Raw genomic sequence first — 17192 nt, forward strand, 5'->3', positions numbered from 1 at the left:
GCTTTTTTTTACTCTGCGGCTGCCGCTTCCGCTTTCTTCGCCAGACCGTCCAGCAGCTTCTGATGGATCCCACCAAAACCGCCGTTGCTCATCACCAGAATGTGGTCGCCAGGCTGAGCGGCTTTCACCACCATATCCGCGAGCGCATCCACATCCGCACTCCAGTGCGCAGGCTGAATGCAGGCATCGGCCACTTCCGCCACCTGCCACGGAATATGCTGCGGCTGCAGCAGGAAGACCTCATCGGCGCGTCCTAATGACGGCGCGAGATCGTCTTTGCAGATGCCCATCTTCATGGTGTTCGAGCGCGGTTCCAGCACCGCCAGAATGCGGGCCGTCCCGCCGACCTTGCCGCGCAGGGCGGCAAGCGTCGCCAGAATGGCCGTTGGGTGGTGCGCGAAATCGTCATACACGCTAACGCCGTGGGCTTCACCGCGCAGCTCCAGGCGGCGACGGGCATTGATAAACGAACCTAGCGCATTGGCCGCATCCGCAGGCTGAACGCCCACGTGACGCGCCGCAGCAATGGCCATCAGGCCGTTGTGCATGTTGTGCTCGCCCACCAGGCCCCACTTCACCTCACCCACTTTTTCACCGTCGAGCAGCACTTCCCACTCGGAGGCATCGGCGTTGAGCTTCTTCGCCTGCCAGTGGCCCTGCTCGCCCACCAGCTCCTGCTCGCTCCAGCAGCCCATCGCCATCGTCTGCTTCAGGTTGATGTCGTTTTCCGGCAGGATGATGCGCCCCTGGCCCGGAACAATGCGCACCAGGTGGTGGAACTGTTTCTGGATCGCTTTCAGGTCGTCAAAAATATCCGCGTGGTCGAACTCAAGGTTGTTGAGGATCAGCGTGCGCGGGCAGTAATGCACGAACTTGGAGCGCTTGTCGAAGAACGCGCAGTCGTATTCGTCGGCTTCGATCACGAAGAACGGGCTGTCGCCCAGACGTGCGGAGACGTCGAAATTTCCAGGTACGCCGCCAATCACGAAGCCCGGCTTGTAGCCGCAGGCTTCGAGGATCCAGGTCGCCATGCCCGCGGTCGTGGTTTTGCCATGGGTACCGGCAACGGCAACCACCCAGCGGTCACGCAGGACGAAGTCATGCAGCCACTGCGGACCGGACATGAACGGAATATTGCGTTCCAGTACCGCCTCAACGCACGGGTTACCGCGGGTCATAGCGTTGCCGATGATCACCAGGTCCGGCTCGGGATCCAGCTGGCTGGCATCGTAGCCCTGAATTAACGAGATGCCCTGTTTCTCCAGAAGTGTGCTCATTGGCGGATACACATTGGCGTCCGAACCCGTCACTTCATGGCCCAGCGAGCGCGCCAGCATTGCCAGTCCGCCCATGAAAGTGCCACAAATCCCCAATATATGAATGCGCATACGTCACTATCCTTCTTCAATGTGGCGCACATTTTACTCACATGTTAGCGGGTGTGAAACGCATTTCAGGAAAATCCGTATCCTGCTGGCGCGATTCACCTCTGCGCTACTATTTGAATATTTGTTAAGATTGTTGGGCTTTAGTCGTTTTAGTGAACATACAATCGCTCTACTCACAAAGATGCAGGGAAAGTGTTATGAAAACGTTAGGTGAATTTATTGTCGAAAAGCAGCACGAGTTCTCTCATGCTACCGGTGAACTCACTGCTTTGCTGTCGGCAATAAAGCTGGGCGCTAAGATCATCCACCGCGATATCAACAAGGCCGGTCTGGTCGATATCCTGGGTGCCAGCGGTGCCGAGAACGTTCAGGGCGAGGTTCAACAGAAGCTCGATCTGTTCGCAAATGAAAAACTGAAAGCTGCACTGCGCGCGCGCGACATCGTTGCGGGTATCGCCTCTGAAGAAGAAGATGAAATTGTTGTTTTCGAAGGGTGTGAACACGCTAAATACGTTGTTCTGATGGATCCGCTCGACGGTTCCTCAAACATCGACGTTAACGTTTCTGTCGGTACCATTTTCTCCATCTACCGCCGCGTCACGCCTGTTGGCACGCCGGTGACCGAAGAAGATTTCCTGCAGCCGGGCATTAACCAGGTTGCTGCCGGTTACGTCGTTTATGGCTCCTCCACCATGCTGGTGTACACCACCGGATGCGGGGTTCACGCCTTTACGTACGATCCTTCCCTGGGCGTTTTCTGCCTGAGCCAGGAACGCATGCGCTTCCCGGAGAAGGGCAACACCTACTCCATCAACGAAGGCAACTACATCCGCTTCCCGAACGGCGTGAAGAAGTACATTAAATTCTGCCAGGAAGAAGATAAAGCGACCCAGCGCCCGTACACGTCGCGCTATATTGGCTCTCTGGTCGCGGATTTCCACCGTAACCTGCTGAAAGGCGGTATCTACCTCTACCCAAGCACCGCCAGCCACCCGGACGGGAAGCTGCGTCTGCTGTACGAGTGCAACCCGATGGCGTTCCTCGCCGAACAGGCGGGCGGCAAGGCGAGCGACGGTAAAGAGCGCATTCTGGATATCGTGCCGGAAAGCCTTCACCAGCGCCGTTCATTCTTCGTCGGCAACAACCACATGGTTGAAGACGTTGAACGTTTTATCCGCGAGTACCCGGACGCGTAATGCCTCTCTACAGGGGAGCCGTTCTGGCTCCTCTGGTCATTTATATATTTTACCGTATAAGTGTTTATAAAAAACATGCTTTAATATTCACCACTGCTCCTGCATTATTTCCATAACAGTTTGACAGATATTTCGTGGAGCAGAAACGTAATGAAAAATTATTCCCGTGCTAATACCGGCATTGATTTAAATCTTATCCCTGTATTTATTGAAGTCGTCCGCTGCGGCAGCATGGCAAAAGCCTCTTTGCGTCTGGAGATGTCACGTCCGGCGGTGAGCCTGGCCTTAAAGCGTTTTAATCAACTCTTTGATGAACCGTTATTTTTCCGCAAAGGTTTATACCTTGAACCGACGGAAAAAGCGTTAGCCTTAACCAGTTCGCTGGAAATATTAATGGGTGATATTCACGATAATATTGCGGCAGTTAATTCCGGAAAAAATAAAACCCCGGAACAGAACGTACCGGGGCTGGGTAATATTATGCAGCGGTCTGAGTCGTCACTTTGAATGATGACATGGCTTCCATCAGCTGACGCGACTGCTCCTCAAGGGAGCGGGTCGCGGCGGAGGATTGCTGCACCAGCGCCGCATTCTGCTGCGCGGTTTCGTCCATCTGATTCACCGCAATATTCACCTGCTCAATACCACGGCTCTGCTCCTGAGACGCGGTCGCAATCTCACGCATCAATTTGGTCATGCGCAGCACTTCTGTTGCGATTTCGTCCATGGTTTCGCCAGCCTGCTGGGCCAGCTCGCTGCCCTCGTTAACGTGGGTCTGCGAATCGCTGATAAGCGATCGGATCTCTTTCGCCGCGTCGGCGCTGCGGCTGGCAAGGTTTCGCACTTCGCCCGCGACGACGGCAAACCCGCGCCCCTGCTCGCCCGCGCGCGCCGCTTCCACGGAGGCGTTAAGCGCCAGAATATTGGTCTGGAAGGCAATACCGTCGATCACGCTCAGGATGTCGGCGATGCGCGCCGAGCTGCCCGAGATATCGCGCATTTTTTCAATTACGTAGCAGACCATTTCGCTGCCGTGATCGGCCGTGTCGGACACCGACTTCGCCAGCTGGTGCGCCTGCTCGGCGTTATCGGCGTTGAGCTTCACCGTCGCGGTGATCTGTTCCATGCTGGCCGCCGTCTGCTCCAGCGACGTGGCGGTGGATTCCGTACGCTCGGCAAGATCGCGGTTCCCCAGCGTCAGCTCGCGGCTGCCGGTGTCAATCTGCGCGCTGGCATCGCGTACCCGCATAACCGAGTTCATCAGCGACTGTCGCATCTGCTCTATCACCGCGTTGAGGCGGTTAAATTCCTGGCTCGCGGGGGCATTCAGCGTATGGGTTAAATCCCCCGCCGCCACGTTCTCCAGCTGGGCGATCGATGCCGAAAGCGGCTTGAGCAGCATATGGCGCAGCGCCAGCCAGGCGAGCACGATAATGCCCGCCGTCAGCAGCGCGGCGACGATAATCAGGATCAGGACGCGGGTTTTGCTCGCCTGCACGGCACTCACTTCCGCCTGACCACGCGCTTCGCTCCATTTCTGAAACGCCTGCATATCGTTATCAAACTGCTTCGCCACCGGAATCAGCGTCTTCTCCAGCAGATCGTAATACCCGTCCGCGCTCTGGTCATTTAGGGTTTTCAGCATCGGGTTGATCCCCTGCTGGCTATAGGTCGCCAGGCTGGCCGCCACTTTATCGAGCAGCTGTTGCCCCTGCTCGTCAGCCACGCCGCCGTCGATCACGCCTTTCAGCGTTTTCTGGGCCAGGGCAACTTCCTGATTGATGTTTTTTACCGCTTTGGCCGCATCGTCCAGCATGCCGATTTCCATCATGCGGACGGCCTGGCCCGCCTCATTGCGCGCGCGCAGGATCAGCGTATAGCCTGAATTAAGCTGCACCATCTGCTCACCCTGAAGGTGATTAATACGCTGCAGTGAAGAAGAACTCTGTGTGAGGGCATAAATGCCAATGCCGCTGACAATCAGCAGCAGAAGGGTCATAACGGCCAGTAAAGAGAGCAAGCCGGTACGAATCGATAGCGTTTTAAGCATGATATTATTTCCGGTAGCGAGATATTTCTGGGCATAAAAAAAGAGTATCGGCCGCTACCGGAAAATGTTTAGACTTTAAGCAAATTCAGCGTGTTATCGCTCTGTTACCGATGTGTTTACGCGGGTAACAGGTGAGCTTTGGCGGTTCTCCCAGAGCACCGTAAGACCGCGCTGCAGGGCAATAAAAATAAACAACAGAATGCCGATGGCGATTTTCGTCCACCAGGAGCTGAGCGTGCCGTCAAAGTTGATATAGGTTTGTATCAGCCCCTGGATAGCCACGCCGAACAGCGTTCCCAGCACGGTACCGACCCCACCGCTCAGCAGCGTGCCGCCGATAACCACAGAAGCAATCGCATCCAGCTCCACGCCCACGCCTGCAAGGGCATAGCCCGCCTGGGTATACACCGAGAAGACGATACCCGCCAGCGTCGCCAGGCCGGTCGAGAGCATATAGATGCGGATGGTGGTGCTGCGGGTGGAGATCCCCATCAGGTTTGCCGACGTGGCGCTACCGCCGATGGCGTACACCTGATTGCCAAACCGGGTACGGTGGGCGAGGAAGATGCCAATCACCACCACGCCCAGCATCAGCAGCCCCATCGCGCTCAGACGACCGCCGCCGGGAATTTTCCAGGCCAGGCTGGAGAGCGTGTCGTACACCGGATGGTTAATCGGAATCGACTCTTCCGACACCAGATAGCTCACCCCGCGCAGGAAGAACATTCCCGCGAGGGTAATGATAAACGCCGGAATTTTTAACGCGTCGATCAGCAACCCCATAAAGGCGCCAAACGCACAGCCCATCGCCAGAACCAGCGGAAACGCCACCAGCGGAGAGATCCCCCAGAAGCCGATCGCCTTCGCGAGGAACACGCCCGTAAACGCGATCACCGACCCGACGGAGAGATCGATCCCGCCGGAGAGGATCACAAAGGTCATCCCGACGGCGATGATGCCTAAAAAGGCGTTATCGGTCAGGATATTGCAAATCACGCGCGTCGACGCAAAACCGGGGAATTGGGTGAGGCAGTAGAGGTACCCCAGCACAAACACGCCCAGCGTGATCATCAACGGTAAATTACGTTTTATCATGGCCACGGATCCCCTTAATGATGCTGACAAAGCGCGGCGACTGGACGATCAGCACGCAAAGCACGACCACCGCTTTCACCACCTGGTTGAGTTCCGGCTGAAACCCCGAGAGCAGGATCCCGGTGTTCATTCCCTGAATGATCAGCGCGCCTATCACCGAGAGCAGCAGGTTAAAGCGCCCGCCCATCAGCGACCCGCCGCCGATCACTACCGCGAGGATCGCGTCCAGCTCCAGCCAGAGTCCCGCGTTGTTGGCATCGGCCCCGCGAATATCCGCCGCGACGATGACCCCGGCGATGGCGGCGCAGACGCCGCTCAGCACGTAGGTCAGCATCACCATCAGGCGGGTGTTAACCCCGGCGTTGCGCGCGGCGCGGATGTTGATCCCGACGGCTTCAATGAACATGCCCAGCGCCGTTTTGCGGGTGAAAAGCCAGAAGACAACGAGCGTGGCCAGGGCAATAATCACCGGCGTCGGGAAGAACAGCAGGTTGCCGCTCCCGATCCACGCCAGGCTCGGCGAGTTAAAGGTGACAATCTGTCCGGAGGTAATCAGCTGCGCCACGCCGCGCCCGGCCACCATTAAGATAAGGGTGGCGACAAAGGGCTGAATTTTCAGCACCGCCACCAGAATGCCGTTCCATAATCCGGCCAGCACGCCGGTGCCTAAGGCCGCCAGCAGTACCACCGGCAGGCTGTGTCCGGATACGGTCATGGAGGCTGCCGTGGCCCCGGCGATGGCCATCACCGCGCCGACGGAAAGGTCAATCCCGCCGGTGGCGATGACCAGCGTCATCCCGATGGCCAGCAGCGCCACCGGCGCGGCACGGTTTAGAATGTCTATCGGGCTGCCAAACAGGCGACCATCCTGCACGATAATCTGGAAGAAATGCGGCGCGACCAGGCTATCAACCAGCAGAACAACCAGCAGCGCTGCGATTTGCGGCGTGCCGGTTGGCCAGCTGAATCGGCGCTTTGACTCACCGGTTTGCGAAAGCGAACGGGGCATCACGATTTACTCCTTATGCCGCGATGGCATTCATGATCGCCGGAACGGACAGCTTATCCAGCGGGATCTCTGCCACCTGTTTGCGATCGCGCATGATGATGACGCGATCGGCATAGCCCACCAGCTCCTCCAGCTCGGACGAAATAACCAGCAGCGCCAGACCGTCCGCGCACAGGGTTTCGATAAGCCGGATAATTTCGGCGTGCGCCCCCACGTCAATGCCGCGGGTTGGTTCATCGAGGATCAGGAACTGGGGTTTGGTCAGCAGCCAGCGGGAGAGGAGAACCTTCTGCTGGTTGCCGCCGGAGAGGAACTCGATGGGCTGTTCCGCGCTCGGCGTGCGGATACCCAACTGACGGATAAAGCGCTCGGCGATGGCGTTTTGCTCTTTACGGGGGATCGGGCGCAGCCAGCCGCGCTGGGCCTGCAGCGCCAGGATGATATTTTCCCGCACCGAGGCCGCGGCAATAATACCGTCCGTTTTTCGGTCTTCCGGGCAGAAGCCGACGCCCAGGCAGGAGGCCTGATGCGGCGATCGTAAGGTTTGCGGTTTGCCCTTGATCAGCGCGCTGCCGCTGTCGGCCGGTTTGATCCCGAAGATCACCTCGGCGGTTTCGGTTCGTCCCGATCCCAGCAGGCCCGCCAGCCCGACAATTTCGCCCGGGCGGACTTCCAGATTAAACGGCGATATCACGCCTTTCTTGCCGTAATCGCTGAACGCGGCGACCGGTTTCTCGCTCAGCAGCGTGCGCCCGGCGCGCTGAAGGGCGTTGGTTTCCAGCTCGCGGCCCAGCATCATTTTCACCAGTTCGATCTGCGGCAGCTCGCGGGTTTCGCGGCAGCCGACAAAGCTGCCGTTGCGCAGCACCGTGATGCGATCGCTTACCTCATATACCTGATCGAGAAAGTGGGTAACGAAGATCAGGCTGACGCCCTGATCGCGCAGCTGGCGCATCAGGGTAAAAAGCATCTCCACCTCCTGGGTATCGAGGCTGGCGGTGGGTTCGTCGAGGATCAGCACCTTTGCCGAGAGGTCTATCGCGCGACAGATGGCGACGATCTGCTGCATCGCCACGGAAAAGCGGTTCAGCGGCTCGCGGACGTCGAGGGAGAAGCCGTAGGATTCCATCAGCTTTGTCGCCCGCGCCTCCATCTCTTTGCGGCGCAGCAGGCCAAAACGTCGCGGCTCACGGCCAATAAACAGATTATCCGCCACCGACATATTCGGCAGCAGGTTTACTTCCTGGTACACCGTCCCGATCCCCAGCTGCTGGGCGTGGGCGGTATTTTTCGGCGAAATGGCGTTGCCTTCCAGCCAGATGGTGCCGCGATCGGCGTGATAAACGCCGGTGAGGGATTTAATCAGCGTCGATTTTCCCGCACCGTTCTCGCCCAGCAGCGCCATGATCTCACCGCGCCGCAGGCTGAAATCAACGTTATCCAGCGCCTTTACGCCGGGGAAGAATTTGCTTAAGCCCTCTGTGCGGAGGATTTCCTGGTGTTGTTCAGTGGTCATGGTTTCCCCCTCACCCTGACCCTCTCCCCGGAGGGGAGAGGGGATTGATCGTGCCAATTGTTAATATCCAGCTCCGCCCTGCCTTTTTCCCTCTCCCCTCCGGGGAGAGGGCTGGGGTGAGGGGCGGGGTCTTAGTAGCCCATATTTTTCTTCTTCTCTAACTCTTCTTTCGCCGTGTCAGGCAGGTAGAGCGTGGACTTGGTGACCGTCACTTTCTCCGGCATCGTGCCGTCTTTCTTGAATTTCTCCAGCGCGTCGAATGCCGGGCCCGCCATGTTTGGCGTCAGCTCCACGCTGGCGTTGGCTTCGCCGTCGATCATCGCTTTATAGATGTCCGGCACGCCGTCGATAGAGCCGGTGAGGATATCTTTGCCCGGCTTCAGGCCCGCTTCTTTAATGGCCTGAATCGCACCGATCACCATGTCATCGTTGTGGGCGTAAACCATGCAGATGTTCTTGCCGTTGTTTTCAGCCTTGATGAAGCTCTCCATGACCTCTTTACCTTTGCTGCGGGTAAAGTCGCCGGACTGAGAGCGGATAATCTTGATGTTTGGCGCTTTCGCGATGGCTTCAGCAAAGCCTTTTTTACGGTCGATGGCCACGCTCGCCCCGACGGTACCCTGCAGCTCAACGACGTTACACGGCTTGCCGTCGACCTGTTTTACCAGCCAGTCACCAATTAACTGCCCTTCCAGCACGTTGTTGGCCGTCACGGTGGTCATATAGAGAGATTTGTCTTTGACGTCGATGGAACGATCGAGCAGGAAGACCGGGATCTCAGCGTCTTTCGCTTCCTTCAGGACGGGTTCCCAGCCGGTCGCCACGACGGGGGCAATAAAGATGGCATCCACGCCCTGGGCGATAAAGGAGCGCACGGCTTTGATCTGATTCTCTTGTTTTTGCTGACCATCGGCGATTTTCAGGGTAATACCGCGTTTCTGAGCTTCGCTTTTCGCCACGTTGGTTTCTGCCGCTCGCCAGCCAGATTCAGAGCCGACTTGCGAAAAACCTACGGTTAAGGGAGCGGCCATCGCCATAGACGACATGGCTGCCGAAACGGCTGTGACCAGGAGTAAGCGCTTCCACATATGAACGTCCTCGTAGGGTGAGTTATTGTTGGTTAAAAGATGTTCTGCGGAATGACTATAGCCCATGAAATATGTAACGAATTGCGTTACATCACACTTCAGAAAAGTGAATAAAACGTTAATCACAAGTTTGTAATCGCTTTCATTTCTCCATGAAAAATGCGGCTGAGTTTATGGATTTTTCTGTCATGGAAACGGTCTGAAAAGTGGGAAGAACGTGGAGAGAAGGCGAAAACAGGCGGAGACATTCAGCGCGAGTTGGCTATAATACCTGCCACTTGTTTACCATCCATTTTAAAGGACACCGACATGAGCTTACTCAACGTCCCAGCAGGTAAAGAACTGCCAGAAGACATCTACGTAGTTATCGAAATCCCGGCTAACGCAGATCCGATCAAATACGAAGTGGACAAAGAGAGCGGCGCCCTGTTCGTAGACCGTTTCATGTCTACCGCGATGTTCTATCCGTGCAACTACGGTTACATCAACCACACCCTGTCTCTGGACGGTGACCCGGTTGACGTGCTGGTCCCAACGCCATACCCACTGCAGCCAGGCGCAGTGATTCGCTGCCGTCCCGTTGGCGTGCTGAAAATGACCGACGAATCCGGTGAAGATGCGAAGCTGGTTGCGGTACCGCACACCAAGCTGAGCAAAGAATACGATCACATCAAAGATGTGAACGACCTGCCAGAACTGCTGAAAGCGCAGATCACTCACTTCTTCGAGCACTACAAAGATCTCGAAAAAGGCAAGTGGGTTAAAGTTGACGGCTGGGACAACGCAGAAGCGGCGAAAGCAGAAATCATCGCCTCTTTCGAACGCGCTGCTAAGAAGTAATTCTTACTGCTGTTAATGAAGGCCCCGCCAGTCGGGGCTTTTTTATGGCTGGAGAGTTTCGCCTGGCGGCGCTACGCTTACCCGGCAAGAGACGCAAAAAAACAACGCCACCTCACGGTGGCGTTGTTTTTTTTCAGTACTGGTCTCTGTCTAACCAGTTACCGCTTACAATCCGCGTTAACCCTTCGACCGGACGCTGGTAGACGTACATCCACGCACTTCCGTACGGCGTCTGGATCAACTGGCGTGCGTATTCACCGCCCCTGGTGCGCAAGGCATCAAGTTCGGCAAGCGTCGCGTTATCAATACGATAGACTTCACCCTGTACTGTTCCTTCGCCCGGAACCGCGCCTGGATAGTGGCCCAGGCTGTACAACTGGTAGTTCTCGATATTGTAATTCCCCAGCAGCAGGGCATTGGTCATCCAGTGACTGTTGCCTTGCTTGGTTCGTAAACTGCCGTAGACAAATATTCGCATTGCTAAAACTCAAACTGATAGAGCAGATCAAGTGCCTGGTCTACGCCGGACACTGCTTCCAGATATAGCTTGGGCATCAGGCGATAGCGTAACGTGAGAGTTGCCAGTGAGTCAAAGATCCCCACACCATATTTTACCTGCAGACCCGGCAGTACATAGCCGCTGACCACCACCTGCGAGGAGTCACCCACGCCCTGGGTGTCCAGCGCCAGATTGCTTACGCCGAACGTCTCGCCGATTTTACCCACAACCTGCCCACTTTGTGCAACCCCCAGACCCACTAACATCGAGGTCATCGCCGCGCTGTCGCTTTGTCCGCTGTCCAGACCTTGTCCACGCAGCAGATAAGAGAGAGCTTCCTGCTGCGACATCGCCGGGTCAGAGAAGATCTCCGCCTTCGGCTCGTCGGCGGAACCGGTGACGCGAACGCCAGCAATGACGTCGTTTTCCGTCGCTTCCGGGTTACGAATCGCTTCGATGTTCAACAGGGGCTGATCCGGTGGACCGGAGAACAGCAGCTCGCCTTTGCGCACAATCAGATCCTGACCATAGGCGTGGAAACGCCCTTCAGGAATATTGATCTGCCCGTTCAGGCCAAGCCCTTGTTTATCCTGCGCCACTTTCAGATCGCCCGTGAGCCTCGCCTTCAGCCCAAACGCATCCAACCGCACGTTATTCCCCACGTGCACGATAAGGTTGCTATTAATCGGTATGCCCGCGCTCTTCTGTTCTATAGGTTTCAGATTTTCATTGAGCATAACTTCATCACTTGAGACGCCGACCGCGCTTTCCGGCACGTCGTGAACCACGATGCGCGCCCACGGCACGTCGACGCGTCCGTCAAGCGTGAAGAGGCTTGGCGTGGCTTCAAAGACCACATCAGGCGAGACGTCCAGGCGCACCATCGGCGGTACGGTGATGCGCACCTTGCTGCCCTTCGCGGCAATACGGGCGCGCCAGTTGTCGAGCTGGCTCCAGTCCGCGTCGCCGCTCAGGTTGATTTGCCCTTGCTGCGTCAATACCGAGCCGCTCAGCGTCGAGCTCATGCCGTTGAAGTTCATCGCTATCTGGCTGGGCTGCATGTCAAACGGCATGAAGTTGCCGTCGATATCCACGCCGCTGAGCCGCATCTGACCGAACAGCTGCGGGCTTTGCACGTTACCGGCCAGGCGCAGGTTAGCGTTCAGCATACCCTCCGCTTTTTCCCCGCGCGCGAAAATCGGGTTCACCATCGCCAGGTTGAAGTTACGGACGTTGACGTTGCCGCCCAGATTACGCCGTCCCTGCGGATCGGTAATCTGGACCTGCCCGTCCAGCTGACCGTTGTTGGTCAGGCGGATCGTCCACCCCAGCTGTGCGCGATTGTTATGCAGATCGGCACTCAGGTTCAGGGTGTCGAAAGCCACCGGCAGCGGCGCGTCGTTGACCTCCTGCGTCACCTTCACGTTACGCCCTGACAGCGTGACGCTGCCCTGCGGCAGCCCCTCTTTGGTAGTGTCCCAGGCCACATCGGCTTTCCCGCTGAAGACGCCGCTGGCCTGGGTTGTGTCCGGCATAAACGGCTTCAGCATCGCCAGATCGAAGCGATTGAGGTTGATCTGCGCGCGCCCTTCCGCACCCGCATCGATGGTCTGCGGCACGCACAGCTCCGCATTCGGGTTGGTCCAGCAGTGTGGCCCAATGCTGATCTTCTGCTCGGCATTGCGGTAGTCGAGGGCAATGGATCGCGAGAGCGCCAGCGGCCCGACCGGCGTATTGAAGCGGGTGTTGTCCAGCGTCCCTTTCCAGCGTTCTTCCTTGCGGTCGAAGCTGCCGGTGAGGTGAAGCTGGCCGGAGACCGGCTCGCCCTGCACGCGCAGCTGGAGGTCGTGCTGCTTCTCGTTCCCTTTGGCGTCCAGGGTGACCAGGCTAATGTTCACGTCCGGCTGAGAAATGCGCTCCACGCGCAGGTTCAGGCTACCGCCGATCTGATCGGTGGATTTCACATCCCCTTCCACGCGGACGCGGGCAACGCTCAGCTCCTGCCAGCGCAGGTTATTGGCGGTAATGTCCGCCAGCAGCTGCGGTGCCTCCACCGTACCGCGCACTTTCACGAGACCTTTCGCCGTGCCGCCCAGACCCGGCAGGGCGTTGTCGAGATTCGGCGCGTCGATGGTGGCGTCCAGGTTGAGATCCTTCACCCCCAGCTCGCCTTTGATATCCGCCGTGTTGCGGCCCAGCGCCACGTGCAGCCCCGGGATAACCCACTGCAGATAGCTGTTGCCTTTTACCGAGCCTTCAACGTTAACCTTGTTCTGCTTCACATTCCCGGTGAGCTTGATTTCCGGCACGTCCATCTGCCACGTACCACCGTACAGGCTGCCGCGGGTTTTAATCAGGCCATCCAGCTTCGACGGCCAGTCCGGCACCTCTTTGGCGGTGTTAATGCCCGTCAGCTTCAGCTCGCCGCGCCAGCTGATCGCCTGCTGCCAGTCAAGCAGCGCGGTCAGCTCGGTTTTACCTTCCAGCGCCGCGACGGTCAGCTTGTCGAGGTTGACCTGCTGTTCGTTGCCCTTCGCATCCAGCGTGATGTTCGCGGGCGGCACGCCCTGCCCCTTCACCGCGGTGCGGAACGAGAGCGTGTAGTCGGTCATCTTGCCGCTCAGCTTCAGCTTCAGGTCATCGGCCTGGAACTGCTTTTCGCCGGTGAAGGGCCAGTAAAGCTGCTTGCTGACAACCTCAAGATTGAGCGGCAGCCCGGCTTCCGCCAGCTGCGTTTGTGCGCGCAGGACCATGTCCACCGGGCCGGAGAGATTCACCCCGACGTCCAGCTTGTCGCGCAGCGCCCCGCCCACTTTGACCTTCACCTTTTCGCCTTTCAGCGGATCGATGTTGAGGGCACTGTTAAGCGTAATGTCCACCGGCCAGTTGTCGCGCAGCAGGGCATTCCCCGACGCATTCACCGAGCCCTGATTGGTGTCGATATCCAGCGCGTCGAGCTTCATATTGCCGTCAATGCTGCTGACTTTCAGCAGCATGTTATAGACCGTCAGATCGGTATCGCCGGTCAGGCGCAGCTGCTCGCCTTTGAACTCCTCGATGTTGAGATTCAGCGGCAGATGAACGTCGGTCATTTCCGGCAGCACAGGCTTCGAGAAGAGATCTTTCAGCGTTTCGCCCAGCGGCTTTTCTTCCGGCTGCGGGTTCTGGATCTTCGGCTCGACGATCTCTTCCTGCGCCACGTCGGTCACCTTCGGCAGCGCGATCAGCAATCCCTGCAGGGACGTCGGCGTCAGGGTGAGGTTTTTCTCCTGCCAGCGCAGGCCGGAGGTGAAATCCATCACGGACACGGTAGTGTCGTCGATTTTGATATTGACGTTATCGAGCGCGACCCGATAGAGCGCGATCGGGTAAGGCGTGGAGAGATTCAGCGGGCCGCTGTCCTCCTCCTCGACCGGCGCAGACTTCGGCATTTTTTTCGAATCTATCGCCACGTTGACGTCTTTTAGCGACAGATCGTTGACGCAGAGCTTGCTGTCGCGCAGGCAGCCCAGCTTGACCGCCAGGTGGAACTCCCCGGCGTTCAGCGCCACGCCCGGCTGCTCGTAGCGGATGTTCTTCAGACGCAGATCGCGCCAGCCGCCCGTTACCTGGCCAATCTCCAGCCCCGGCACCCAGCGGTTCGCAGCGTTAAACAGCAGATGCAGCCCGGTCGTCGTTCCCACCAGAAACGCCACCGTACCGAGCAGCAGCACGATAAAAATCAGCACCCCGAGGCTTATTTTCTTCCATAAACTCATAATTCAGGCCCCAGACCGATGTAAAACTGTAATCCGTGTTCATCTTTGTCGCCGACAGGCACGGCGAAGTCGAGCTTGATGGGCCCGACGGGTGACTGCCAGCGTACGCCCACGCCCGCGCCGGTTTTAAAGTCGCTGCGGCGGATATCGTTCACCGCTTCACCGCCGTCAACAAACATGGCGCCCCACCACTTTCCGCTGACGTTGTACTGATACTCCAGCGATCCGGTCGCCAGTTTTGACGCACCGGTCAGCTGGCCCTTTTCGTTCTCAGGTGAGATCGATTTGTACTTATACCCACGAATGCTGCGATCGCCCCCGGCGAAGAAGCGCAGATCCGGCGGAACGCGCTCGAAGTCTCCCGTTTCAATCCAGCCGAGATTGCCGCGCATCACAAAGCGGTGTTTGTCATACAGCGTGCGGATCCAGACGTTTTGCGCCTGCAGGACGGAGAAATCCACGTCGGAGCCCCAGGCGGAGTTGGAATAATCAATGGAGTAGCGCTGTGAGTCGCCCCAGGTAGGCATCAGGCCCCCGCGCGAGCGGGTACGGCTGATCATCACGCCCGGATAAAGCAGCATGGTGGTATTGGTGACGTTGGCCTGGGTAAAGTGGTCCAGGCTCCAGCGCAGGTTAATGGCGCGCTGCCAGCCGCTGGAGAGATCCCAGAAGCGGGAGACCGCAAGCGTTGTTGAGTCCTGCTTGGTGTCGTTCAAGTCGGTGCGCTTAAAACCGCCCTGCACAAGGTAATATTGCTCAAGCGGATTTTTCAGCAGCGGCATTTTGTAGCTGAAATCCAGCTGCTGCTCGGGCGCAGAGAGGCTCAGGCTGGTGGTCAGGCTGTGACCGTACGAGTTCATCCACGGTTTTTTCCACGAGGTTCTCACGCGTGGTCCAACATCCGTCGAGTAGCCAACACCGGTCTCAATGGTGTTCTCGGTGCGCGGCGAGACAACGCCATGCAGCGGCAACACCTTCGTTTTGCGAGACTTATCAAATTCCGGTGCGACAACCACGGAGTTAAACCAGCCGGTAGCGGAAAGACGACGGTTCAGTTCCGCCAGGTCCCTCGACTGGTAGTAATCCCCTTTTTTGAACGGCACGAGGTTTTGCAGATACTCTTCACGAATTTGCGAACCTTCAAACGTGACATCGCCAAAACGGTAGCGTTCTCCGCTGTCGTAGTCGATATCCCAGAAGGCCTGACGCCGATCCAGCGCAATCCCCAGCTGGCTTTTATTGAACTGGCTGTCGAAGTAGCCCTTACGCAGGGAAACGTTCGTCAGCTCTTTTTTGAAATGATCGTAGTCACCGTGGTTAAGCACGGTACCGATTTTCGGCCGCGTGCTGAGCAGGTCCAGATAATCCCGGTCGGTACGCGCCCCGCCGCGCAGGATGACGTTCGTGCCGCCAATCAGTACCGGCTCCCCCGGCGAAACGCGGGCAATAAGGACCTGGCGCCCCTTCTTTGGCGGCGGGCGAAGATCGAAATCAATGGTGGGTTCGTAATACCCCAGCGCTTTCAGCCCTTCACGGATCGCATCATCCACGCGCGCGCGAAAACGCCGGTCCGGCGTCACCTCATCACTCTGGATGGTCGACAACTGCGCACGCACGTTTTTTTGTAGCGCCCCGGATAACCCCTCAACCTGCAAACGGACATTCGCCGCGCTGGCAATCCCGCTTGTCAGCAACACACTGACTAAACATAACTGGCGGATTTTTGTCACGTTTTCTCCTGAATATCCCTGTTTCCACCCTGGAAGCAAATGAAGTGCCGCTCCGCGGCAAAATACGGCCTGTGGCCAAAAACCCGAATCGCGGGTTGAAAATGGGTGTAACACCCAAATATTTCTTATGATTAAATCTAGACTGATTCAGCGCATTTATTGTGTTCAATTAAACGCTTCGTGACAACCTTAACTGAAACATCGCACCCCGGGAGGCCCCATCGTGAGTTTATTCGACAAAAAGCATCTGGTTTCACAAGCTGATGCATTACCGGGACGCAACACCCCTATGCCTGTGGCGACCTTACACGCCGTCAATAACCATTCCATGACCAACGTGCCGGAGGGAATGGAAATCGCCCTGTTCGCCATGGGCTGTTTCTGGGGCGTTGAGCGCCTCTTCTGGCAGCTACCCGGCGTTTACAGCACGGCGGCTGGCTATACGGGCGGCTACACGCCGAACCCTACCTATCGCGAAGTCTGCTCCGGCGAAACCGGGCATGCGGAAGCGGTGCGCGTGGTCTATGACCCTGCGGTAATCAGCTACGAACAGCTGCTGCAGGTCTTCTGGGAGAACCACGACCCGGCGCAGGGCATGCGTCAGGGCAACGACCACGGCACACAGTACCGTTCGGCTATTTATCCGCTCACGCCCGAACAGGATGCCGCCGCGCGCGCCAGCCTTGAGCGTTTCCAGCAGGCCATGCGTGAAGCGGGCGATACGCGCGAGGTGACGACCGAAATCACCACCGCGAAACCGTTCTACTATGCCGAGGACGATCACCAGCAGTATCTGCATAAAAACCCGTACGGCTACTGCGGCATCGGAGGCATCGGCGTCTGCCTGCCGCCACAGCTGGCCTGATACCTACCCAGCGCCACGCGAGCCGCGTGGCGCTCAAAGAAGCGACAGCGTTGTCTCATAGCTTAACATCCATCCACCAGCCGCCCCCGCCAGCCATCTTCGCCAAATTGTGACCTCTGGCAGATTTACATCTCTTTACGCTATACTACCCGCTGAAA

At 57.7% G+C, this 17192-nt stretch carries 13 protein-coding genes; 4 read left to right on the plus strand and 9 right to left on the minus strand.

Features of this window, described 5'->3' with window-relative positions:
• Positions 1-8: 8 nt before the first annotated feature.
• Positions 9-1388 (minus strand): UDP-N-acetylmuramate:L-alanyl-gamma-D-glutamyl-meso-diaminopimelate ligase, encoded by a 1380-nt coding sequence (mpl, locus tag ADJ24_RS12555; RefSeq protein ID WP_023310179.1) that lies wholly within the window; start codon positions 1386-1388, stop codon positions 9-11.
• A gap of 197 nt (positions 1389-1585) precedes the next feature.
• Here mpl and fbp point away from each other — a divergent pair, with 197 nt between their 5' ends.
• Together fbp and ADJ24_RS12565 are read left to right on the plus strand one after the other, a co-directional pair.
• Positions 1586-2584: a class 1 fructose-bisphosphatase gene (gene fbp, locus ADJ24_RS12560; protein ID WP_023310178.1), complete on the plus strand. Its 999-nt coding sequence runs from the start codon at positions 1586-1588 to the stop codon at positions 2582-2584.
• A gap of 150 nt (positions 2585-2734) precedes the next feature.
• Entirely contained in the window at positions 2735-3091 is a 357-nt protein-coding gene (locus tag ADJ24_RS12565) for a helix-turn-helix domain-containing protein (protein ID WP_023310177.1), read from the plus strand.
• On the opposite strand, the gene ADJ24_RS12570 is transcribed toward ADJ24_RS12565, so the two are convergent.
• From ADJ24_RS12570 to ytfQ, 5 genes are all read right to left on the minus strand, one after another.
• Positions 3063-4634, minus strand: a complete 1572-nt coding sequence (locus ADJ24_RS12570) for a methyl-accepting chemotaxis protein (protein WP_048702586.1) — start codon at positions 4632-4634, stop codon at positions 3063-3065. The two genes, ADJ24_RS12565 and ADJ24_RS12570, sit on opposite strands and share 29 nt — an antisense overlap.
• Positions 4635-4727: 93 nt before the next feature.
• A complete protein-coding gene (yjfF, locus tag ADJ24_RS12575) occupies positions 4728-5729 on the minus strand; it encodes a galactofuranose ABC transporter, permease protein YjfF (protein ID WP_023310175.1) in 1002 nt (333 codons plus the stop codon).
• Positions 5716-6741: a galactofuranose ABC transporter, ATP-binding protein YtfT gene (ytfT, locus tag ADJ24_RS12580; RefSeq protein WP_161798671.1), complete on the minus strand. Its 1026-nt coding sequence runs from the start codon at positions 6739-6741 to the stop codon at positions 5716-5718. The genes yjfF and ytfT overlap by 14 nt, the downstream gene beginning before the upstream one ends.
• 10 nt (positions 6742-6751) lie before the next feature.
• Positions 6752-8254, minus strand: coding sequence for a galactofuranose ABC transporter, ATP-binding protein YtfR (gene ytfR, locus ADJ24_RS12585; RefSeq protein WP_008501421.1), 1503 nt, complete (start codon positions 8252-8254; stop codon positions 6752-6754).
• Positions 8255-8385: 131 nt separating this feature from the next.
• Positions 8386-9342 (minus strand): galactofuranose ABC transporter substrate-binding protein YtfQ, encoded by a 957-nt coding sequence (ytfQ, locus tag ADJ24_RS12590; RefSeq protein WP_014882271.1) that lies wholly within the window; start codon positions 9340-9342, stop codon positions 8386-8388.
• A 309-nt stretch (positions 9343-9651) separates the two neighbouring features.
• Here ytfQ and ppa point away from each other — a divergent pair, with 309 nt between their 5' ends.
• Positions 9652-10182, plus strand: a complete 531-nt coding sequence (gene ppa, locus ADJ24_RS12595; protein ID WP_008501423.1) for an inorganic diphosphatase — start codon at positions 9652-9654, stop codon at positions 10180-10182.
• 133 nt (positions 10183-10315) lie between these two features.
• Here ppa and ADJ24_RS12600 read toward each other — a convergent pair whose 3' ends face one another.
• The 3 genes from ADJ24_RS12600 to tamA are packed head-to-tail and all read right to left on the minus strand — an operon-like array spanning position 10316 to position 16169.
• The gene (locus ADJ24_RS12600; protein ID WP_014830431.1) at positions 10316-10660 is read right to left on the minus strand and encodes a gamma-glutamylcyclotransferase family protein; all 345 of its coding nucleotides are present in this window, start codon (positions 10658-10660) and stop codon (positions 10316-10318) included.
• A gap of 2 nt (positions 10661-10662) precedes the next feature.
• Complete coding sequence (gene tamB, locus ADJ24_RS12605) at positions 10663-14439, minus strand: autotransporter assembly complex protein TamB (protein WP_023310173.1); 3777 nt, start codon at positions 14437-14439, stop codon at positions 10663-10665.
• A complete protein-coding gene (gene tamA, locus ADJ24_RS12610; protein WP_023310172.1) occupies positions 14436-16169 on the minus strand; it encodes an autotransporter assembly complex protein TamA in 1734 nt (577 codons plus the stop codon). Before tamA ends, tamB begins: the two co-directional genes overlap by 4 nt.
• Before the next feature lie 223 nt (positions 16170-16392).
• Between tamA and msrA the strand changes: the two genes are divergently transcribed.
• Entirely contained in the window at positions 16393-17034 is a 642-nt protein-coding gene (gene msrA, locus ADJ24_RS12615) for a peptide-methionine (S)-S-oxide reductase MsrA (protein WP_023310171.1), read from the plus strand.
• Positions 17035-17192 lie beyond the last annotated feature (158 nt).

Origin of the sequence: Enterobacter sp. 940_PEND (genome assembly GCF_001059415.1) — a bacterium.
Taxonomy (GTDB): Bacteria; Pseudomonadota; Gammaproteobacteria; order Enterobacterales; family Enterobacteriaceae; genus Enterobacter; species Enterobacter cloacae_M.